The 20701-nt window shown below is 68.4% G+C and carries 21 protein-coding genes and 1 pseudogene; 7 read left to right on the top strand and 15 right to left on the bottom strand.

Going from position 1 to position 20701, the window contains the following annotated elements:
• Positions 1–3 precede the first annotated feature (3 nt).
• The 3 genes from ispG to dxr are packed head-to-tail and all read right to left on the bottom strand — an operon-like array spanning position 4 to position 3580.
• Complete coding sequence (ispG, locus tag ABIA65_RS23165) at positions 4–1140, bottom strand: flavodoxin-dependent (E)-4-hydroxy-3-methylbut-2-enyl-diphosphate synthase (protein WP_354525209.1); 1137 nt, start codon at positions 1138–1140, stop codon at positions 4–6.
• A gap of 32 nt (positions 1141–1172) precedes the next feature.
• Positions 1173–2402 (bottom strand): M50 family metallopeptidase, encoded by a 1230-nt coding sequence (locus ABIA65_RS23160; protein ID WP_354525025.1) that lies wholly within the window; start codon positions 2400–2402, stop codon positions 1173–1175.
• Positions 2399–3580 carry a 1-deoxy-D-xylulose-5-phosphate reductoisomerase gene (dxr, locus tag ABIA65_RS23155; protein WP_354525024.1) on the bottom strand — a complete coding sequence of 394 codons (1182 nt, stop codon included), beginning with the start codon at positions 3578–3580 and terminating at the stop codon, positions 2399–2401. The genes ABIA65_RS23160 and dxr overlap by 4 nt, the downstream gene beginning before the upstream one ends.
• 181 nt (positions 3581–3761) lie before the next feature.
• Between dxr and ABIA65_RS23150 the strand changes: the two genes are divergently transcribed.
• On the top strand, positions 3762–4433 hold the full coding sequence (locus tag ABIA65_RS23150) for a fasciclin domain-containing protein (RefSeq protein WP_241399689.1): 672 nt from the start codon (positions 3762–3764) through the stop codon (positions 4431–4433).
• Between the two features lie 121 nt (positions 4434–4554).
• The gene (locus ABIA65_RS23145) at positions 4555–5145 is read left to right on the top strand and encodes a fasciclin domain-containing protein (protein ID WP_241399690.1); all 591 of its coding nucleotides are present in this window, start codon (positions 4555–4557) and stop codon (positions 5143–5145) included.
• A gap of 18 nt (positions 5146–5163) precedes the next feature.
• On the opposite strand, the gene sigI is transcribed toward ABIA65_RS23145, so the two are convergent.
• Entirely contained in the window at positions 5164–6027 is an 864-nt protein-coding gene (sigI, locus tag ABIA65_RS23140; RefSeq protein ID WP_241399691.1) for an RNA polymerase sigma factor SigI, read from the bottom strand.
• An 80-nt stretch (positions 6028–6107) separates the two neighbouring features.
• Here sigI and ABIA65_RS23135 point away from each other — a divergent pair, with 80 nt between their 5' ends.
• Positions 6108–6944 carry an NAD(P)H-binding protein gene (locus ABIA65_RS23135; protein WP_354525023.1) on the top strand — a complete coding sequence of 279 codons (837 nt, stop codon included), beginning with the start codon at positions 6108–6110 and terminating at the stop codon, positions 6942–6944.
• A gap of 15 nt (positions 6945–6959) precedes the next feature.
• Positions 6960–7409, top strand: a complete 450-nt coding sequence (locus tag ABIA65_RS23130) for a nitroreductase family deazaflavin-dependent oxidoreductase (protein WP_241399693.1) — start codon at positions 6960–6962, stop codon at positions 7407–7409.
• Between the two features lie 90 nt (positions 7410–7499).
• Here the strand turns inward: ABIA65_RS23130 and ABIA65_RS23125 are convergent, their stop codons facing one another.
• The 3 genes from ABIA65_RS23125 to ABIA65_RS23115 are packed head-to-tail and all read right to left on the bottom strand — an operon-like array spanning position 7500 to position 10010.
• Positions 7500–8267, bottom strand: coding sequence for an SDR family oxidoreductase (locus ABIA65_RS23125; RefSeq protein ID WP_241399694.1), 768 nt, complete (start codon positions 8265–8267; stop codon positions 7500–7502).
• Complete coding sequence (locus ABIA65_RS23120; RefSeq protein ID WP_354525022.1) at positions 8264–9082, bottom strand: MerR family transcriptional regulator; 819 nt, start codon at positions 9080–9082, stop codon at positions 8264–8266. Before ABIA65_RS23120 ends, ABIA65_RS23125 begins: the two co-directional genes overlap by 4 nt.
• Positions 9083–9140: 58 nt before the next feature.
• The gene (locus ABIA65_RS23115) at positions 9141–10010 is read right to left on the bottom strand and encodes a TIGR03619 family F420-dependent LLM class oxidoreductase (protein WP_241399696.1); all 870 of its coding nucleotides are present in this window, start codon (positions 10008–10010) and stop codon (positions 9141–9143) included.
• Between the two features lie 59 nt (positions 10011–10069).
• Between ABIA65_RS23115 and ABIA65_RS23110 the strand changes: the two genes are divergently transcribed.
• Both ABIA65_RS23110 and ABIA65_RS23105 read left to right on the top strand, forming a co-directional pair.
• Complete coding sequence (locus ABIA65_RS23110) at positions 10070–11359, top strand: cryptochrome/photolyase family protein (protein ID WP_354525021.1); 1290 nt, start codon at positions 10070–10072, stop codon at positions 11357–11359.
• Between the two features lie 85 nt (positions 11360–11444).
• Positions 11445–11699 carry a DUF2631 domain-containing protein gene (locus ABIA65_RS23105; protein ID WP_241399698.1) on the top strand — a complete coding sequence of 85 codons (255 nt, stop codon included), beginning with the start codon at positions 11445–11447 and terminating at the stop codon, positions 11697–11699.
• 12 nt (positions 11700–11711) lie between these two features.
• Here the strand turns inward: ABIA65_RS23105 and ABIA65_RS23100 are convergent, their stop codons facing one another.
• The 3 genes and pseudogenes from ABIA65_RS23100 to ABIA65_RS23090 all read right to left on the bottom strand — a co-directional run bounded on the left by ABIA65_RS23100 (position 11712) and on the right by ABIA65_RS23090 (position 15152).
• Positions 11712–12632 carry an LLM class F420-dependent oxidoreductase gene (locus ABIA65_RS23100; protein WP_354525208.1) on the bottom strand — a complete coding sequence of 307 codons (921 nt, stop codon included), beginning with the start codon at positions 12630–12632 and terminating at the stop codon, positions 11712–11714.
• Positions 12633–12672: 40 nt separating this feature from the next.
• Positions 12673–13868, bottom strand: a pseudogene (locus ABIA65_RS23095) (acyl-CoA dehydrogenase family protein).
• A gap of 156 nt (positions 13869–14024) precedes the next feature.
• The gene (locus ABIA65_RS23090) at positions 14025–15152 is read right to left on the bottom strand and encodes a phosphotransferase (RefSeq protein ID WP_354525020.1); all 1128 of its coding nucleotides are present in this window, start codon (positions 15150–15152) and stop codon (positions 14025–14027) included.
• Between the two features lie 101 nt (positions 15153–15253).
• Between ABIA65_RS23090 and ABIA65_RS23085 the strand changes: the two genes are divergently transcribed.
• Positions 15254–15736 (top strand): SRPBCC family protein, encoded by a 483-nt coding sequence (locus ABIA65_RS23085; RefSeq protein WP_354525019.1) that lies wholly within the window; start codon positions 15254–15256, stop codon positions 15734–15736.
• Here ABIA65_RS23085 and ABIA65_RS23080 read toward each other — a convergent pair.
• From ABIA65_RS23080 to ABIA65_RS23060, 5 genes are read right to left on the bottom strand one after another with little or no spacing between them, the layout of a single operon-like run.
• Complete coding sequence (locus ABIA65_RS23080) at positions 15733–16689, bottom strand: alpha/beta hydrolase (protein WP_354525018.1); 957 nt, start codon at positions 16687–16689, stop codon at positions 15733–15735. The two genes, ABIA65_RS23085 and ABIA65_RS23080, sit on opposite strands and share 4 nt — an antisense overlap.
• Positions 16686–18203, bottom strand: coding sequence for a flavin-containing monooxygenase (locus tag ABIA65_RS23075; protein WP_354525017.1), 1518 nt, complete (start codon positions 18201–18203; stop codon positions 16686–16688). Before ABIA65_RS23075 ends, ABIA65_RS23080 begins: the two co-directional genes overlap by 4 nt.
• 4 nt (positions 18204–18207) lie before the next feature.
• Positions 18208–18918: an SDR family NAD(P)-dependent oxidoreductase gene (locus tag ABIA65_RS23070; protein ID WP_354525016.1), complete on the bottom strand. Its 711-nt coding sequence runs from the start codon at positions 18916–18918 to the stop codon at positions 18208–18210.
• 29 nt (positions 18919–18947) lie between these two features.
• The gene (locus ABIA65_RS23065) at positions 18948–19736 is read right to left on the bottom strand and encodes an HpcH/HpaI aldolase family protein (RefSeq protein WP_354525015.1); all 789 of its coding nucleotides are present in this window, start codon (positions 19734–19736) and stop codon (positions 18948–18950) included.
• The gene (locus ABIA65_RS23060; RefSeq protein WP_354525014.1) at positions 19733–20701 is read right to left on the bottom strand and encodes a zinc-binding dehydrogenase; all 969 of its coding nucleotides are present in this window, start codon (positions 20699–20701) and stop codon (positions 19733–19735) included. Before ABIA65_RS23060 ends, ABIA65_RS23065 begins: the two co-directional genes overlap by 4 nt.

The following is a 20701-nucleotide window of genomic DNA, read 5'->3' as shown; positions in this document are numbered from 1 at the left end:
CTGTCAGCTTACGGTCACCACGGGCGAACCGCTTGCACTTGCCTCCGGACCCGACTCGGCGGCGATCCGCATGGCCTCCTCGATCAGTGTTTCCACGATCATCGACTCGGGAACCGTCTTGATCACCTCGCCGCGCACGAAGATCTGCCCCTTGCCGTTGCCGGATGCGACACCGAGGTCGGCCTCACGCGCCTCCCCCGGCCCGTTGACGACGCAGCCCATAACAGCCACTCGCAGCGGCACATCCATGCCCTCGAGACCCGCCGACACCTCGTTGGCGAGCGTGTAGACGTCCACCTGGGCACGCCCGCAGGAGGGACACGACACGATCTCCAGGCCGCGGGGCCGCAGGTTCAGCGACTCGAGGATCTGATTGCCGACCTTGATCTCCTCGACCGGCGGTGCAGACAGCGAGACCCTGATGGTGTCGCCGATGCCCTTGGACAGCAGAGCACCGAACGCGACGGCGGATTTGATGGTGCCCTGAAATGCCGGTCCGGCCTCGGTGACGCCGAGGTGCAGCGGGTAGTCACACTGCACGGCGAGCAACTCGTAGGCGGCGACCATGATGACGGGGTCGTTGTGCTTGACGCTGATCTTGATATCGCCGAAGCCGTGCTCCTCGAACAGCGACGCCTCCCACAGCGCGGACTCGACGAGCGCCTCGGGGGTTGCCTTGCCGTACTTCTTCATCAGCCGAGGATCGAGCGAACCGGCATTGACACCGATCCTGATCGGGATGCCCGCCGCACCGGCCGCCTTGGCGACCTCCTTGACCCGTCCGTCGAACTCCTTGATGTTGCCGGGGTTGACGCGGACGGCCGCACAACCGGCATCGATCGCGGCGAAGATGTACTTGGGCTGGAAGTGGATGTCGGCGATCACCGGGATGTTCGCCTTCTTGGCGATCGCGGGCAGCGCGTCGGCGTCCTCCTGCCGGGGACAGGCGACGCGGACGATATCGCAGCCCGATGCCGTCAGCTCGGCGATCTGCTGCAGGGTCGCATTGATGTCGTGCGTCTTGGTGGTGCACATCGACTGCACCGCAATCGGGTGATCGCTGCCGACGCCGACGTCGCCGACCATGAGCTGGCGGGTTTTGCGCCGCGGCGCGAGGGTGGGTGCGGGCGGTGCCGGCATACCCAGTCCGATGGAGGTGGTCACAAGGGCTCCTACTGGAAGATCCTGATGGGGTTGACCAAGTCGGCAGTGACGGTCAACAGCATGTAAGCGCCCACCACGGCAAGCACGACGTACGTGGCTGGCATCAATTTGAGGTAGTCCACCGGCCCCGCGGCCACCATCCCGCGTGCCTTGCGGATCATGTTGCGCAGCTTCTCGTATGTGGCGATCGCGATGTGACCACCGTCGAAGGGCAGCAGCGGCAGCAGGTTCACCGCCCCGAGCACGAAGTTCAACTGGGCCAGGAAGAACCAGAACATCACCCAGAGGCCTTGATCGACGGTGTCCCCGCCGATGATGCTGGCGCCGACGACGCTGATCGGTGTCTCGATATCGCGTTCGCCACCGCCGATCGCGTGGACGAGAGCGCCGACCTTGGTCGGGATCTTCGCCAGGGCCTTGGCGAGTTCGACGGACATGTCACCCGTGAACGCGAATGTCGCGGGCACCGCTGACAGCGGGTTGTACTGGGTGGGCCCGAAACGCGCGGGCGCGATGCCGACGGCGCCGACGGCGGTCGGTTCGGCGGCGTCCTTGCTGATCCAGCGCTCGGCTCGCGTCACGTCAACGGTCGTGGTGAACTCGCGAACCTGACCGTCCTCGTCACGCTGCACGACGAACGGGGTGGGGCCGTCGAGCTTGCGCACCGCGGCGACCAGTTCATCGAACGTGGCCACGTCGGTCTCGCCGACCTTGACCAGCGTGTCGCCGGGCTGAATACCCGCCGCCGCAGCAGGTCCCGGGCCGGTGCACTGACCCGGCTCGCCCTTTGCGACATCGGATGCCACACAAGCGGTTTCGCCGACGATGGCGGTGGTGGGCGGGTTCAGGTTGGGCAGTCCCCACACCATCGCGATGCCGTAGATGAGGACCAGGCCGATGATGAAGTTCATGGCGGGACCGGCGAACAGCACCGCGACGCGCTTCCACACCTTCTGCCGGTACATCGCGTATGGACGATCCTCTGGCGCGATCTCCTCGACGGCCGTCATCCCGGCGATATCGCAGAATCCACCCAGGGGCACGGCCTTGATGCCGTACTCGGTCTGGCCGAGCTTGTTGGGCCGCATCGTCGACCACAGTGTGGGACCGAAGCCGACGAAGTAGCGCCGCACCTTCATGCCCGTCGCTCGCGCGACCCACATGTGTCCACATTCGTGCAGAGCCACCGAGATCAGAATGGCCAGGGCGAACAGCACGATGCCCACTACGAACATCATCGGGTGACTACGACCTCCTGTGCGGCGCCCACATGGGCTTTGAGGGCACCCTGTGCCCGGTCCCGGGCCCAGTCCTGCGCTTCGAGTACGTCCTCTACGGTAGCCGGTTCCGCTGACCACTGGTCTGCGGCGCGCAGCACCTCGCCGACGGTGGCCACGATGGAGGGGAAGCTGATGCGCCCGGCGAGGAAGGCCTCGGCGGCCTCCTCGTTGGCGGCGTTGTAGACCGCCGTCAGGCATCCACCCCGGCTTCCGGCGTGGCGGGCCAGGTCGACCGCGGGGAACACGGCGTCGTCCAGCGGCTCGAACTCCCACGTGGAGGCCGTGGTGAAGTCGCACGCCAGCGTCGCGCCCGGCACCCGGGCGGGCCAGCCGAGCGCCAACGCGATCGGCAGCCTCATATCGGGCGGACTGGCCTGGGCGATGGTGGAGCCGTCGGTGAAGGTGACCATCGAGTGCACGATCGACTGCGGGTGCACGACGACGTCGATGCGGTCGTACGGGATGCCGAACAAGAGGTGCGTCTCGATGAGCTCGAGCCCCTTGTTGACCAGTGAGGCCGAGTTCAGTGTGTTCATGGGACCCATCGACCAGGTGGGGTGCGCACCGGCCTGTTCGGGTGTGACGCCCTCGAGGTCGGCGGCCGACCAGCCCCGGAACGGGCCACCGGACGCAGTGAGCACCAGCCGGGCCACTTCGTCGGCCGTTCCGCCACGCAGGCACTGCGCCAGAGCGGAGTGCTCGGAGTCCACCGGCACGATCTGCCCCGGCGCCGCGGCCTTCTGTACCAGCGGACCACCGGCGACCAGCGACTCCTTATTGGCCAGCGCCAGCCGGGCGCCCGATGCCAAGGCCGCCAGCGTGGGTCGCAGCCCCAATGCGCCGACAAGCGCGTTCAGCACGACGTCTGCCTCGGTGTCCTCGACGAGCTGCGTGACGGCGTCGGGTCCGGAGTACGACACATCGCCGATCCGGTCGGCGGCCTCGGGGTCGGCGACGGCGACCTTGGTGACACCCGTCTCGACGCGTTGGCGATGCAACAGGTCGGCGTTGCCGCCACCTGCGGCCAGGCCCACGACCTCGAACCGGTCGGGATTGGCGGCGATCACCTCGAGCGCCTGGGTACCGATCGACCCGGTACTGCCAAGCACCAGGACGCGTAGACGATCAGGACTCACCGCTCCATTGTGCCGCGCAGATCGGCCCGGAACCCAGTCCGCACCTCGTGACACCCAAATGTGACACCAATCTGACGCGGGGCCACCTGACCCATCCGCATCCGGGACCACCGCGAATACCCGATGTCATCGACCTCGGGCGCCGGCAGCGTCGCCCCAGACACATGGGATGGAAACAGTCATGAATTCAGCTCAACGCAAAGCAGTGGCGGCAGCGGGCCTGAGCGCTCTCGCCGTCTTCGGCGCGGCGGCATGTTCGAGTGATTCGGACACCGAGGCGTCGAGCACGTCCAGTAGCGCCCCGAGCGCGGCAGCCACGTCGGCGGCGGCGCCGACCAGCGCGCTGGCCGATCCCGGCGCCAACCTCGTCGGCACCAGTTGCGCCGCCTACGCCGAACAGGTCCCTGCCGGTCCGGGCTCGGTCGCGGGTATGGCGATGGATCCCGTGGCCACGGCGGCCTCGAACAACCCGATGCTGAAGACGCTGACCCAGGCGGTCTCCGGTCAGCTCAATCCGGGCGTGAACCTCGTCGACACCCTCAACGGGGGCGAGTTCACCGTGATCGCGCCGACCGACGACGCCTTCGCCAAGCTCGACCCCGCCACGATCGAGACGCTCAAGACCGACGCACCACTGCTGACCAGCATCCTGACCTACCACGTGATCCCCGGTCAGCTGAGCCCCGACCAGGTCGCGGGCACCCACAAGACCGTCGAGGGGCAGGACGTCACCATCACCGGCGCGGGCGAGGGTCTGACGTTCGACAAGTCGGCCCTCGTGTGCGGCGGCGTGCAGACCGCCAACGCCACGGTGTACATGGTCGACACCGTCATGATGCCGCCGGCCGCCTGACAGGTAGCGACCCCCTGACACATGAGCGGCGCCTCGGCGGACATCCCCCGTGCTCGCGCCGGGGCGCCGCTCATGTCATCTCATCCATCCACCCGAACCACAAACAGAGAGTTGAAACACCATGAACCGCAACGCCAAGACCATCGCGGGCTCCGCCCTCGCCGCCGTCGCCACCACAGGACTGCTGTTCTCTTCGACCGCCGTCGCGGCGGCCGATCCCGCCACCGCGCTGGTCGGGCCGGGCTGTTCTGCGTATGCAGCGCAGGTACCCGACGGACCGGGATCGGTCGCGGGCATGGCCATGGATCCCGTGGCCACGGCGGCATCCAACAACCCGATGCTCACCACGCTGACCGCCGCCGTCTCGGGCGGGCTCAACCCGGAGGTGAACCTCGTCGACACGCTCAACGGTGGCGAGTTCACGGTCTTCGCACCGACCGATGCCGCCTTCGCCAAGCTCGATCCGGCCACCGTCGAGAAGCTCAAGACCGATGCACCGCTGCTGACCAGCATCCTGACCTATCACGTGGTACCCGGTCAGGCTGATCCAGCGAGGGTCGTCGGCAACCACGAGACGGTCCAGGGCGGCACCGTCACAGTCTCCGGCGGCGGCCAGGATCTCAAGGTCAATGACGCAGGAGTCGTGTGCGGCGGCGTGCAGACCGCCAACGCGACCGTCTATCTGATCGACACGGTCCTGATGCCTCGATAGCGGTTGGCGCATCAGCGATCAACGCGGCGCGACGCGCGCGCCCGGATCCGCGGTGGCCTCGATCTTCACGATCAGCCCACCGCGGATCGTCAGCACCACAACGGCGAACAACCGGCCCTCGGCGAACGCGAGCAGCACGGGCTCACCCGGGGCGCCGACGACCACGGTGGCGCCCGGTCCCAGGTAGCGCAGCAGGTTCGTGGCCACATCGCGCGGCCCGTGGTTGACCTGCGGCGGCGGTGCCGGATCAGCGAGCACGGTGCCAACACCCCACACCGCGGGATCGAGCACCGAGGCCAGCGCCTGGAGGTCCCCTGTGGCGCATGCGGCGATGAAGGCCTCGGTGACGCGCTGGTGTTCGTCGGCGGTGACGGCGCGGACGCGAGGAGCAACAGGAGAATCGGCCGCGCGCGGGGCCGCCCCGGTGAACTTGGCCCTGGCTCGACGCGCGAGTTGTCGGCACGTTCCGACGGGCCGACCGACAGTCTCGGCGATCTCGTCGAACGGCAGCGCGAACACGTCGTGCAGCACGAACGCCACCCGCTCCCCCGGACTGAGTCGGCTCAAGGTCTCCATGAGCGCCCGGCTGACCTCGTCGTCGAGGGTCACTCGATCAGCGGGGTCATGTTCGACGGCGATCTCATGGCCGGGCGGCAGACTTGTCTCCAGGCGGGCTCGTGCTGACCTGAGCTGGTCGAGGCACAGCCGTCCCGCCACGACGGTGAGCCAGCCTCGCTCGTCATCGATGCCGTCGGCACGCGACAACCGCAGGAACGCCTCCTGCGTGACGTCCTCAGCCTCTCCGATGTCGCCCAGCATCTGATAGGCCAGGTTGACGAGGTAGGCGCGGTGCGCGCGCCAGGCGGCGCTCAGCTCGGTCATGGTCTTATGACGGAACGGAGCCCGGAAAAGTTACAGGTGGCGGTGCGTAACTTTCTGCGCGCCAGTCCCGTCCTTGATGCATGTTCACGATTCTCGTCACCGGCGCCACCGGCAACGTCGGCCGCCCCCTGGTCACCCAACTCGCGACGGCGGGCGTCGACGTCCGCGCGGTCACCCGCAACCCCGACAGCGCCAATCTTCCGCCGGGAGTCGACGTCTACCGCACCGCACTCGACGGCCTGCCCGGCTCCGACGCGGTGTTCCTCAACTCCCGCGCGCTCGGCGATCGACTGCGCGCCACCGTCGAGGCGGCCCGCGCGGCCGGAGTGCAGCGGCTGGTCGCGCTGTCGGCGATCAATGCCGACGACGACTTCGCCCGTCAGCCATCGCGCGTCCGCGGCGACCGCAACAAGGAGGTCGACGAACTCGCCGCCGGGTCGGGGCTGGAGTGGGTCAGCCTGCGGCCCAGCGTGTTCGCGTCGAACTTCGCGGGAATGTGGGCGTCGCAGATCCGCGGCGGCGACATCGTCAGCGGGCCGTACGCGACGGCGTCGGTGGCACCGATCGCCGACGCCGACATCTCGGCCGTCGCGGCGCACGCTCTGCTGACCGACGACCTTGTGGGCCAACGCATCCCGCTGACCGGGCCGCAGGCGCTGACCAACGCCGAACTCGTCGAGACCATCGGTGCGGCGCTGGGGCGGCCCCTCGAGTACCACGAACTGCCGCCAGATCTGGTGCGCCAACGGTTCGTCGACATCGGCTTTCCCGAGGCCTTCGCCGACGCCTACATGGGCCTGCTCGCCGAGACGGTCCAGCGGCCCGCACAGGTGACAGCCGACGTCGAGAAGATCCTCGAGCGTCCGGCCACATCGTTCGCCAGTTGGGCGTCCGACCATCGCCACCTCTTCAATTAACAAGGGAGTCACCACATGTCGAGTACAACCAATCCGAGCCCGCCGCGCTGGCTCAAGCAGATGAACAAACTGGTGCTCGCGATGGGGCGCCTCGGCGTTCCGGCCGGTCCGTCGCAAGTGCTGACGGTGCCGGGACGCAAGTCCGGGCAACCGCGGAGCACGCCGATGACGCCGTTCGATCACGACGGCGGCCTGTACACCGTGGCGGGGTACCCCGGTGCCGACTGGGCGGCCAATGCCCGCGCCGCGGGTGTTGGCACGCTCACGCGCGGCCGGCGCTCGCGCCGGGTGCGGATCGTCGAGCTGTCCGCTGCCGAGTCGAGGCCCGTGTTGCGGGCCTTCGCACGCGAGGTTCCGGTCGGGGTCGGGTTCGCCAAACGCAGCGGACTCGTCGTCGACGGCACACCAGACGAGTTCGAGGCATTGGCCGGACGATTGGCGGTGTTCAGGTTCGACCCCGCCTGACGGCGCGCGCGTCTCGGATTTGAAGTGCCTGTGCCGGTAGCACCATCGGCTATAGACGCTCTGACACGGCCCACGCCGCACCGCGCCTCCCTAAGTCGTTGGCACCGTGCCGCCGTCGACCGTCACGTCGACTCCGACCACCGAGGACGCGGCATCGGACACCAGAAACGCGATCACGTCGGCGACCTCCTCAGGCCGGGCCGGGCGGCCCAGCGGGATGCCGCCGAGCGAGTCCATCAACGACTGCAGCGCGGCGGCCTCGTCGGTGCCGCTCGCGGCAGCGATGCGGGCGATCAAGGCGTCGGCCGCGGTGGTTTGGATGAATCCCGGGGACACGGTGTTGACCCGAATACCCTTGGGCGCGAGTTCATTCGCCAAGCCCCTGCTGTAGGTGCGCAGCGCCGCCTTGGCTGCGGCGTAGCCCAGCGTGCCGTCGAACAGCGGCATGCGAGCCTGAATCGAGGCGACGTGCACGATGGCGCCGGACCCACCGGCGATCATCGCGGGCGCCAGTGCGCGGTCCAGTCGCACCGCACTGAGCAGGTTGAGTTGCAGTTCGGCGAGCCAGTGCTCATCGGTGAGTGCGGCGAATCCGCCTGCGGGCGACGATGATCCGCCGGCGACGTGCACCAGTATCTGCGCGCCGCCGCGGGCCGAGACGTGCTCGGCCACCGTCAGCGCACCTTCGCCGGTGGTGATGTCGGCGGCGACGAAGTCGACCGACTCGTCGAGCTCACCGCGGCTGCGGGCGACCGCGGTGACCGATGCGCCCATGGTGCGCAACCGGTCGACGACCGCGGCGCCCGCACCCTTGGTCCCGCCGGTCACCACGGCGCGCCTGCCGCGCAGGGCCGTCACGAGACGGCCTCGCGGCCGGACCGGAACACGGGCCAGCACAGGTCGGTCACCCACTCGGACGAGTCCTCGTCATCCCAGAAGAAGCGTTCGTAGTACTCCCGCAGTGGCGCCTCGACGCTGATCTCGTGGCGGGTGGCGTACTCCCCCAGCTCGGAGTAGACGAGGTCGACGTCATCGTGCGAGCCGGTGTGCCGCAGCACGACGAGTTCGGCGGCAGGCACCGTGTAGCCGACGACCCGTCCGGTCGGTGCCACCGCGCCGCGCACCGGGATGAACACCGTGGCCGCGCCGCGGTCGCTGGCGAAGACGTCGAAGCCGTACAGGCCACCGGGCGCGCCGGTTCGGGTGAGCCCCTGGGCGCTGATCTCTGCCAGCAGTTCGGTCACCGCCCCCTCGAACCACTGCGGCAGGTCGTCGCGGTCGATTTCGGCGTGAACGGCGATCGCCGCCGTCGCCGCGACACTGAGGTGCCGGACGGACGGTCCGTCAGAGGGTCGGTCCAGGATCGTGCGCAGTGCCTGGACGGCGGCCTGCGTGCTGGCCAGCCTGGCCTCGAGCCTGCCGAGGTGCGCGCTGATCAGGGCGTTGCGCTCAGCGGGCGCGGCCATCAGCACCGACCTCACGTCGGCCACCGGCATGTCCAGCGCACGCAGACGGCGCACCACCTGCGCCGTGGGCACCTGGTCGAGCGTGTAGTAGCGGTAGCCGGTCGCGGGATCCACCTGATGGGGCGCCACCAGCCCGACGTCGTGGTAGTGCCGCAGCGTCTTGACGCTCAGTTGCGTCATTCGGGAGAAGTCGCCGATCGAGAGCATGTAGCCAGTTTGGAGTCTCCCCGTGCGGGAGAGTCAAGCCTGCGTCTGTCGCAGCGCTTCAGCGCACCTTGGCGATGACGTCCTCCGCGAAGCGTTCGATCGAGGCGCGGAAGGACTCGACGTCGCCGTCGACCGTCTCGGGAGCGCCCATCCACGGTGCACACATCACGGCGGTCACGCCGATGTCCTCGGCGCGCATGAACAGGTCGGCGGTGGGAATCTCCATGAGCGCCAACATGATCTCGAACGGCTCGTTGTCGCGCCCGTACTCACGGCGCAGGGCGTGGACCCGTTCGACGTGGCGCACCGCGTCGTCCCACGTGTATGCGGCGCCGACCCAGCCGTCGCACAGCCGGGCAGCACGCCGCAGCGCGGCCTCTGACTCGCCACCGCACATGATCGGCACCGTCGACGGTGGATGCGGTTCCAGCATGATCTCCGGCACTTGGTAGTGCTCGCCCTGCCATGACACCCAGCCGCCCTGCCACAGTGCACGCAGCGCGGGGATCATCTCGCTGAGCCGCTGGCCCCGGTCGTCGAAGGACTGCCCGAGCAGGTCGAACTCCTCGCGCATCCACCCCGCCCCGACCGCCAGCGCCACCCGCCCCTGCGAGATGACCGCCGCGGTCGCGACCTGCTTGGCCACCTGCAGAAGCGGCCGCGACGGCGCGACGTAGACGGCGTTGGTGAAGCGCAGCTGGCTGGTGAGGGCGGCCATCGCCCCGATCATCACCCACGAGTCGGGCCAGGCCGTCTCCGGCTGCCACGGCGGCTTGTCAGCCCCGGTCGGATACGGCGATTTCAGGTCCCGCGGATAGATCAGGTGATCAGCGCAGATCATGCCGTCGTAGCCGGTCTCGTCGAGCATGCGGGTCACGGCCAAGGCGTCTGCGGTGTTCAGGAAAGCCGTCCCCGACCAGAATTGCATCTCCTCACCCTGCCTCACCCCCGGGTTTTCGGACGGCGAATTCGGGGCAAGATCAATCCATGCCCACGCTGATGTGGTTTCGGCGGGACCTTCGCCTTCACGATCTGCCGCCGCTGCTGGACGCGGCCGCAGCCGATGAGCCCGTGCTCGCCTGCTACGTGCTCGACCCGCGGTTGCGGGCGTCGGGCGGACGGCGGCTGGCCTACCTCTATGACGCGCTGCGCGATCTGCGCGACGGCCTGAACGGTCGGCTGCTGGTGACCCGTGGCCGCCCCGAGACCCGAATACCAGCTCTGGCCAAGCAGATCGGCGCGCGCTCCGTGCACGTGACGGGTGACTACTCACCGTTCGGCATGCGTCGCGACGCGGCGGTGCGTGCCGCCCTCGGTGACGTGCCCATGGAAGCGTCAGGCTCGCCGTACCTGGTGACGCCGGGGCGCGTCACCAAGGGAGACGGCACGCCCTACAAGGTGTTCACGCCGTTCTACGCCGCGTGGCGCGACCATGGCTGGCGCGCCCCGGCGGCGACCGGCCCCTCGTCGGCCGAGTGGATCGACCCGGCCGATGTGGACGGCGGAGTCGACATCCCCACGGGTGACGTCGAACTCGACCTACCGGCCGGCGAGCGCGCGGCACGCGCCCAGTGGCGCGACTTCATCTCGGACGGGCTCGCGAGATACGCCGACGACCGCAACCGGCCCGACGCCGACGGCATCAGCCGAATGTCGGCACACCTCAAGTTCGGCACGATTCACCCGCGCACGATGGCCGTGGACCTGGGTAATGGCGCGGGCGCCCAGGCGTACCTACGGGAGCTCGCGTTCCGCGACTTCTATGCGGGCGTGCTCCGCGAATGGCCGGAAAGCGCCTGGCAGAACTGGAACAGATCCTTCGACGGTATCGAGACCGATGACGACGATGACGCCCAAACCCGGTTCGAGACGTGGAAGGCGGGCCGAACCGGCTTCCCGATCGTCGACGCGGGTATGCGCCAACTCGCCGAAACCGGGTTCATGCACAATCGCGTGCGGATGATCGTCGCGTCATTCCTGGTCAAGGACCTGCACCTGCCGTGGCAGTGGGGCGCGCGCTGGTTCCTCGAGCAGCTCACCGACGGTGACATGGCCAGTAACCAGCACGGCTGGCAGTGGGCTGCGGGGTGTGGCACCGACGCGGCGCCCTACTTCCGGGTGTTCAACCCGAGCACCCAGGGCGACAAGTTCGATCCCGACGAGGTCTATGTGCGGCGATGGGTCCCGGAGTACGGCAGCGAGCACTACCCCGAGCCGATGGTCGACCACAAGGCCGAGCGTTCCGAGGCGCTGCGTCGCTACGGGGAGATCCGCTGACACGCGCGCCGGCGGTGACACCGACCGAATACGACGCCGCGTCGTATGCCAGAATGGCGCAGGACCCAGACCGTAAGGAGCAACCGTGGCGAACACCGAGGTGGAACGACACACCGGCGTCGACGTCGAGGAAGTGCCCTCGGCGAACTGGGGTTGGTCCAAGGAGAACCCCCGGCTGATCCGTATCGGCGGCATCCTGTCCGCGATCTTCATGCTCGCGATGATGCACGGCAACCACGTCGGCCACGTGGAGGACGTCTTCCTCGTCTTCTTCGCAGTGGTGATCCTCGGCATCGTCGCCCGCGACTGGTGGATGCGTCGCCACGGCTGGACCCGCTAGCCCCGATCGAATTCAGGCCGCGTCGATGACGAGGCGGCCGAACTTCTCGATCGACTCCAGCGTGTGCGCGAGGCTATCGCCCGGCACAGCCACCTGTACCCACGTGACGCCCAGCGCGGCGAGCTTCGCGACGCCCTCGAGGTAGACCTCCGGGTTGAAGACGTCATCACCGGGATTACCGCCCACGCTGTTGGAGTACATGATGTCCAGCACCGACGGGTCACGGCCCAGCGTCTCGCACCTGGAGTGAAAGTCATCGATGCCGGCCTTGAGATCATCGAGTGAGTCCATCGCCGCGGTGCGGGCCGTCTGAGCCAGACTCGCCGGCGCCGGGAACGGGCACCAGCCCTCGCCGAACTCTGCGGCACGGCGGCGAGCCGCACCGGTATTGCCGCCGATCCAGATCGGCGGGTGCGGGTGGGTGACCGGACGGGGGTGCGCGGTGATCCCGTTGGCGCTGAAATGTCGACCGTCATAGGACATGTCGTCGGTAGTCCAGACGGCGCGGATCACTTCCAGCGCCTCCTCGACGAGTTGGCCACGCTCGTCGAAGTCGACACCGAGAGCGGCGAACTCACGCTTGAGGTAACCGACGCCGACGGCGAGGGTGAATCGGCCCCCGGAAAGCACGTCGAGCGTGGCACCGGCCTTCGCCACGACGAACGGGTTGCGATAGGGCAGCACCACCACGTGCGGGATCAACCGCAGCGTCGTGGTGTGTGCGGCCGCGAATCCCATCGCCACGAACGGATCCAGTGTGTCGTGGCCCCCGTGCTCAAGCCACTTCTGGGTGGGCGCGGGGTGATCGGTGAACCCGAAGCCGCTGAACCCGGCCGTCTCGGCCGCGACCGCGACCGCCGCCACTCCCCTGCCGTCCACGAGTTCCGGGTTGTACGGATGGCTGTGCATCGGGTGGGTGACGGTGAACCGCATCTTCGCAGGCTTTGTTGTCGCAGGCACTGACTCAGTCCTCTCAGGACGCCCGGATGGGCGAGTAGGTGGGTCGCCCAAGGCCGAGTTCGTGTTGGGCGATCATGTGCGGAACACCTCGAGGGTGCCGCCGTAGATGCCCATCGGGGACGCCAGCCGGAACAGGTACTCAATACCGCCGTCGTCGGCCGCGTCGGCGGCGCCGTCGGTACCGACGGGCAGCACCGCCGCCGTGCCGAGGATGTCCATGAGGTCAGGTGTCAACTCCCGCAGCGCCTGTGCGATCGCCACGCGGCCGAACTTCTCCGGTGTGCTGCGCGCGGCCTCGGTGCGCGCGGTGGCCCGGCCCAGCCGGTAGGCGACCGACTCGTCATCGACGGGCCGTCTGCCGGTCGAGTCGGGTCGGCCGACGATACCGGCGACGCGGTCGAGACCGTCGGCGAGCAGGAGCAGGTGCTCGGTCATGGTCGCGATCTTCTGTAGGCCCTCGGCGTCGCGTTCGACGGTGCCGTGCTCGGCGTTGAGCGCCTCGCGCAGGACCGACCAGCCCCCGTTGACGTCGCCAACCCGGTAGCGGTCGGGAATGCGCACGTCGCTGTAATAGGTGATGTTGGTCCGGTCGCCGTCGACGGTGCGGATCGCCTGGATATCCACGCCGGGGCTGGACAGCGGCACCAGAAACATGGTCAGGCTCTTGTGCTTGGGTGCCGCCGGATCGGTGTTGGTGATGAGGAAGACGTACTGCGCGTTGTGGGCGTTCGAGGTGAACATCTTGGACCCGTTGATGATCCAGCCGTCACCGTCGCGCACGGCCCGGGTCTTGCAGGTCGCCACGTCCGATCCGCCGTCGGGTTCGGTGTAGCCCAGGCAGAGCCGTAGACGGCCGGCCAGCACACCCGGCATGACCTCCGCGACGAGTTCACGCGAACCGAACTGCTCCACGGACTTCGCGACCATTGCCGTGGTACCCCAGTGGAACCACGGCGTGTGCGCACGCCCGATCTCCAGCTCCCAGATCCGTCTGCGCACCGCGGTGAAACCGCCGTCCTCCGCGGGACGGTAGTCGCGCTCCAGATAGCCACGTTCGGCCAGCGCGAGATGCACTCCCTCGTCGAAGTTCTCACCCGTCGCGCGATCACGCGCGATCACCTCGTCGGTGACGATCGGCGCCAAGAACTCCCGAAGCTCGGTCTGGAACGCGCTGTCCTCGTCGGACAGCTCGACATGTGCGAAGTCCATCGTCGACCCCTGTCTGGAAAGTGCGGGCGCGTGCGCCTCTACCTAACACTTACCATGAAGTTTGTAACGCAATCCGGCGGGCCACCCCGGGCGTTGTGGCGATTTCGGCGCGCTGAGGAGCGGTGAGCGCGCCTTTGCGCGCCCGAATCGCAGGGGTTAGGCGGCCTGCCGCAGCGCCGCGACGGTTTCCAGGTCCTGCACGGCGGCCACCGCCCGGGCCAGCCCCTCCAACGCGATTCCCTCGGTCTGCATACCTCCGAGACCCGCGGTGGTCAGCGGCGACACGTAGGCGTACGTCACCGCCTGCCGGTAGCGGGTCCACAACTCGTCGCGGTCCAACTCGGGGCCACCGGCCGCCGCCAGCGCGCCTCGGTAGACGTCGAGCAGATCCCGCTCGGCGGCGCGACGCTGGTCCACCGGAAGGCCGAGCACCAGTGTGTAGGTGAGATCGCGCGACGAGTGTCCACGGCGCACCACCTGCCAATCCAGCAGACCCGCACGCCCGTCGCGGAAGTAGGTGTTGCCGGGATGGGAGTCGCCGTGCAGCACAGTGTGCGTGCCCGCGTCGACGATCTCGGTGGCGCGCTGGTAGTTCTCCCACAGATACCGACCGGCCTCGATCGGCACGTCCGTCCGGTCCGCGAGTTTGCGGGCCGACATCCTCATCAACGCCGGGGTGAGCAGGTTGGCGGGATCCTGCGACGGTGCCGCAAGCCAGCCGAATGCGCCACCGCCACCGGCTTTCTCGGGTAACCGGCCCCAGAAACTGCCGTGCAGACCGGCCAGCACCTCCATCAGGCTGGCCATCTGGTCGGTATCGAGCGGATTGAGCGTGTCGGGGAACTGACACGGCGCCGTCGTCATGTCCTCGAGGACCACCACGTAGCGTCCGGTCAGAGGGTCGAACGCCGCACCGTGAGAGCGTGGGATGCCCGCGCCGAGTTCCGGTGCCAGCGCCGCGTAGAACCGGGCCTCGGTCTCACCGAGACGGGCGAGTTCGCCCAGCATCCGAGTGGCCGCGGCAGCGGCCGAGAGCTTGACGAACACCGACTCGGGAACGTCGCGACCCGACAGCGCCAGCCGAGCCCGCGACGATGTCCCCGCCTCCCCCTCCAGGACGGTCACCGAATCGACGGTGCGTCGCATCACCTTCGACAACACCTCGGGCCCGAGATCGGCGACGCGGCGCGGGAAGGACCGCGCCCGCCCGAGCGCGGCGTCCACGGCCAGTCGCCCGACCCCGTGCCCCATGTGCGCGCCCAGCCGTACCGCTCGGATCACCATTGTTCGCCGCCTCCTGCTCGTTTCGCACCAAGCGTGACAATTCGGCCACGATTTGTAAAGCTAATCCGTGACAGTCATCGACCATCGAGAGGCCAGCGCACGTGGGAATCGTCACGACCACTTCGGAGACCGCATTCACCCAGTCACCGGAGACGATCTACGACTTCGTCACCAACCCGGTGAACTGGACCAAGACCTACCCGGGCAGTTCCCACGTCGGCAGCGTCACCAACGACCTGCCACTGAAGGTCGGCGACACCTGGACCGAGGCGGGACCGGACGGCGACCGCATCTTCACCTGGCACCTCGCGATCGCCATGCGCCCGAAGATGTGGGTGTTCAACTCGGTGGGGCGGCTCGGCCACGACCGCGAGGGCAACGGCGGTATGCCGGGCCGGATCACCGTCAAGTATCAGTTCACCCAGCCGGGGCAGGGCATAACGCTGTTCGCGCGGACCATGACCATCGAGGGCTACCGGGACGCTCCCCTGCCTGACGGCTTCTTCAAGATCGTCAACCCGGCCAACATCGACAAGTATCACGCCGCCATCGCACGCGAACTCGACTCGGCCGCAACCGCTTAGGGCCCGGGGTGCAGGGCCCGACGCAGTGCCTCCCCCTGCATCGCGAAAAGCGCCTGGCTGACGTCCCACTCGGGCAGCAGCGAGTCGAACCCGTGGCACGTGCCGGCAAAGACGTGTAGCTCGGTGCCGACTCCGGCCCACATCAGCCGCAGCGCGTAGTCGACGGCCTCATCGCGCAGCGGGTCGAGTTCCGAACACGTGATGAGTGCGTCCGCGACCCCGGCGAACTCGTCACGGCGCGCGGGCACGGCCGACGGGGGCACGGCCTCACCGCCCGCAAGGTGGTCCCACATCTGCGATGTGGCTGGCCCGTCGAAACCCGGCGTGGTGACGAACTCGAACTTCGACGGCGTCGGCCGGTCATCGAGGACCGGCTGGTGCAGAAGTTGAAACAGCACGGGCGGTGCGTCACCGTCCGCCGCCAGCTGAGCAAGCAGCGCGGCGAGTGCGCCGCCGGCACTGCTGCCGGCGACGGCGAGTCGGCTCGGATCGATGTCGAGATGATCTGATTCAGCCACAATCCATTTCAGGACCGCCAACACGTCATCCAGCCCGGCCGGGTGCGGATGCTCGGGAGCCAGCCGGTAGTCCACCGACACCACCGTGGCGCCCGCCCGCCGGGCGAGTTCGACGCATTGACGGTGGTCGATGTCGAGGTTGCCGAGCACGAACGCACCGGAGTGGCAGAACAGCACCGCGGGAGCTCGCGTCATCACACCCCTATAGATGCGGATCCCGATTCCCCGCCCGCGCTCGTCGTGAGCGGTGGCGTCGGTGACATCCACGCCAGCTGTGTCCAGGGCCGCTGCGCTGGCCTGCCGCCGTTCGTTGATCGAATCCCGCACGGCGGGCAGCAGGTCTGCGGCCAGGTTCACCCGCGCGTCGACCAGGTGGCGCAGCGCGGGCGCCAGCCTGTGCGTCGTGTCGGCGTCCGACCCGGCATCCGCCGTCACGGCACGTCACCGCCCGCCACGGCATGGGCGTCGACGTGGATATCGGGCCTCTCGGTCGGTGGTTCGAAGGTGTAGTCGCCGGCCCGGAATCGACGCGTCATCGCCCAGAAGTCACGCGCACTGCGCGGCCACTGGGTGACGACACGGCCGTTGGCGGCCCGAAAGTAACTGCTGCACCGCGTCGTCCACACAGTGCCGTCCATCCACTCGTCGATCCGAGCGATGAAGTCGGCCATGGTCTGCGCCCGCACCGCGATGTAGGACCGTCTACGCCGCCGCATGTGCCGCAGGGCCTTGACGACGTACCGCGCCTGCGCCTCGAGCATGAAGATGACGCTGTTGGAACCGACGTTGGTGTTCGGCCCGTACAGCATGAACAGGTTGGGGAAACCAGGGACCGCCATGCCCAGATAGGCGTACGCGCCGTCGCGCCAGGCGTCGTGCAGCGTCTGGCCGTCCTCCCCCGTCACCTCGATCTGGCCCAGGTAGTCCGCTGCGGCATACCCGGTCGCACACACCACGACGTCGACGTCGAGTTCGCGGCCGTCCTCAGTCACCAGCGAGCGGGCGCGCAGTGCCCGCGCCGGGCTGGACACCACCTCGACGTGCGGCTGCGTGAGCGCGGGCACGAAATCCGACGAGAACACCAATCGCTTGCAGCCGATGGGCGTCTCGGGCGTGAGGCGCTTGCGCAGGTCGGTGTCGACGACGGTTCGCTCGAGCATCGCCGCAGCCGCCGACCGGAACTCGTGGGTCTTGTCGCTGCCATGCTCGATCACCGAGATGTTGGACTCGCTGCGCAGCCACAACCGGGTGCGGTAGAGACGCTTGGCGAACGGCACCGTGGCGAAAAGCCACTTCTCCCGGTCGGTGTACTCGCGGTCGGGTTTGGGCAGGACCCACGTCGGCGACCTCTGGATGGAGTACACACTCCTGGCCACCTTGACGACCTCGGGCACCAGTTGTGCTGCGGTGGAGCCCGTTCCGAGCACAGCGACGTCCTTGCCAGTCAGGTCGACGTCGTGGTCCCAGCGCGCGGTGTGCATCACGGTGCCGGTGAACGGCTCCTCCTCGTGCAGTGTCGGCATCGTCGGCTGGGTGAACAGTCCGACCGCGGACACCACGACGTCGAACACGTGCTCCTCGCCGGTCGCGGTCATCAACCGCCAGGTCCTTGACGACTCCTGCCAGCGTGCCGAGGTCACCTCGGTGTTCAGCGTCAGGTGGGGCCCCAACCGGTGCCGCCGCGCGCAGCGTTCGAAGTACTCCAGGATCTCGGCCTGTCCCGACCACAACCGCGACCAGCCCGAGTTCAGGTCGAAGGAGAACGAGTACAGGTGCGACTTCACATCGCAGGCCAGACCCGGATAGGTGTTGATGCGCCATGTCCCGCCGACGCCATCCTCGCGGTCGAAGATGGTGAAGTTCTCGAGGCCCGCCCTCTTGAGGAAAATACCCAACGCCAACCCGCCGGGTCCTGCACCGATGATGCCCACCGAGGGCCCCTTGGACATACCGTCATCCGATCCGCAGCGATTGGCCACCGTCGACCACGAGTTCGGAGCCGGTGATGAACGATGCGGCGTCCGACACCAGGAATGCCACGGCGTCGGCGACCTCGAAGGGCTTTCCCAGCCGCCCACCGGTCGACATCTCGGTGAGCCGCCGCTGGGTGTTCTCGTCGAGCATCGGGGTCTCGATCGGGCCGGGAAGCACTGCGTTGACTCGGATTCCGGACGGTGCCAGCTCGGCCGCGGTGATCTGCGTGAGCCCACGCAGCGCCCATTTCGACGAACCGTAGGCGGCGTGGTTGGGGAACGGCCGAACGGCCCCGGTGCTGCAGGTGTTGACGATCGCGGCACCGTGGGCCTGCCTCAGGTGCGCCAGCGTGGCGCGGATACCGAGGAAGGGGCCGAGGCAGTTGACCCGCCAGCTGCCCTCGAAACCGGCCGGGGTCTCCTCGGACAGCGATGCGCGGTGCAGGACGCCAGCGTTGTTCACCAGTGTGCTCAGGCCGCCGAAGCGAGCCACCGCGGTGCGCACGGCCACATCCCACTGCTCCTCGGAGGTGACGTCGAGCGGCACGGCAATGACGTCGTCACCGAATCCGGTGGTCTCGCGCAGTTCGTCGGCGTTTCGGTCGCACGCGGCCACCAGGAATCCATCGGCACGCAGCCTGGCCACGATCGCCGCGCCCTGTCCGCGGGCCGCGCCCGTGACAAGGGCCACCCTGGCGTCGGTTGTGGTCTCGCTGGTGTTCAGTGGTATCCCCCATCGTTGGACGTCGATTCGTCGGCGTGCTCGGTTGCGGTGGCCAAATGTCGTGCGGCGCCCAGGCGCAGGGACTGCGACTCCGAGGCCAGGGTGATGACGCGGAAGCCCATCGCCGCAGCGGTGCGGCCGATGGCGCCATCGCCTGCGTGCACGCCGGCGATCAAGCCTGCGGCGGTGGCGCGGGAGACGATGTGCGCCATCGCGTCAAGCACCGCAGGGTGCCGCCATGCGTCAGCCAGGGTGTGGCCCATCGAGATGGCCAGGTCGGCCGGTCCGACATAGACACCGCTAAGCCCTGGGACCGCGCAGATCTCGTCGACGGCGGCCACACCGCGGGCGGTCTCGATCATCACGTGCACGCTCACCCGATCCTGCAGATGGGCGATGTCGTGGCCGAGGCTGGCCCGCAGCGGTCCGAAGCTGCGCACGCCGGCCGGAGCGAAATGCGTCGCGGCCACCGCCTCTGCGGCCTGCTCCGGCGTCTCGATCATGGCGATGATGATCGCGTCGGCGCCCGCATCGAGCACCCGGCCTATCGGCGCGGGGGCGGTGGACGGGAGCCGGACGGCGGTGGCGATCGGCAGGTGCTCGGTGCCCTTGAGTAGCAGCGCGACGTCGGCGTCATCGAGATATCCATGTTGGCAGTCGAATCCGACGTAGTCATAGCCCGTCTGCGCGAAGGCCTCGGGTCCCGTCATGGTGGGACCCACCACCCAACCGCCCCACACCTGGGCGCGCTGAGCGAGCGAGTCGATGAGCCTTCCGCCGGTCATGGCACGATCGCGATCTTCACGCGGCCGGGTGTGGGCCGGCATGCGGTCTCGAACGCCGCCTGCACGTCGGCGAGTCGGAACGTGTGGGTGAGGTATTCCGTCAACAGGTCGGGGTGCGCGGCGGCGAACGCCGACGCCGCGGTGAGCATGCGCCGACGCTCCAGTGTCACACCAGATTTCAGGGTCAGGTTGTTGCGCAGCATGGTGCGCATGCTGATCGGATAGGTGTCATCGTCGGTCACGCCGAAGTAGAAGACGGTGCCGCCGAACGCGGCTGCCTCAATGGCGTGGCCGAGCGTGGCGACCTGGTGGCCCACGGCCTCGATGACCACGTCAGGGCGTTCGGCCGGATCGAGGTGGCGGATCCAGCGGTCACTTGTCGCGCGCACGACACGGTCGACGCCGAAGCGCGGCCCGAGGGTCTCGCGGTCGACGGGGTCCACACCGGTGACCAGAGCAGCACCCGCAGCTTTCGCCACGTACGAGAACAGCAGGCCGATTGAGCCCTGTCCGATGACGGCGACGTGTCTGCCCGCGAGATCGCCCAGCTGCTCGACCGCGTAGAGCACGCAGGCCAGCGGCTGCAGACCGATCGCGAGTTCCGGTGTGAGCGAGGGCTCGTAGCGGACCAATCCCTCGCCGTCGGCGACGACCTGGTCCATCAGGCCGTCGAAACCCGATGCCCAGCCCACGACGCGGTCGCCGCGGGTGTGCTCGGGGTGGCGGCTGGCCACGACCTCGCCCGCGATCTCGTGGACGGGGAATCCGTGCATCCCGGCGGCACACGCGCCGGTGTCACCGGGCAGTCGGCCCTGTGTGCCGCGAAATCCCGGCAGGTCACTACCGCACACACCAGCGGCCAGGAACTGCAGCAGCACCTGCCCGTCGGCCAGCGACGCCGGCGAGGGCTCGGGCTGCTCGGTCCGTTCGAATGTGTACGGCGCGATGAGTCGGTACGACCACAC

Source organism: Mycolicibacterium sp. 624, from assembly GCF_040548615.1.
Taxonomy (GTDB): Bacteria; Actinomycetota; Actinomycetes; order Mycobacteriales; family Mycobacteriaceae; genus Mycobacterium.
Note: the sequence above shows the minus strand (reverse complement) of the source record. Positions and strands in the feature narration are given on the sequence as shown.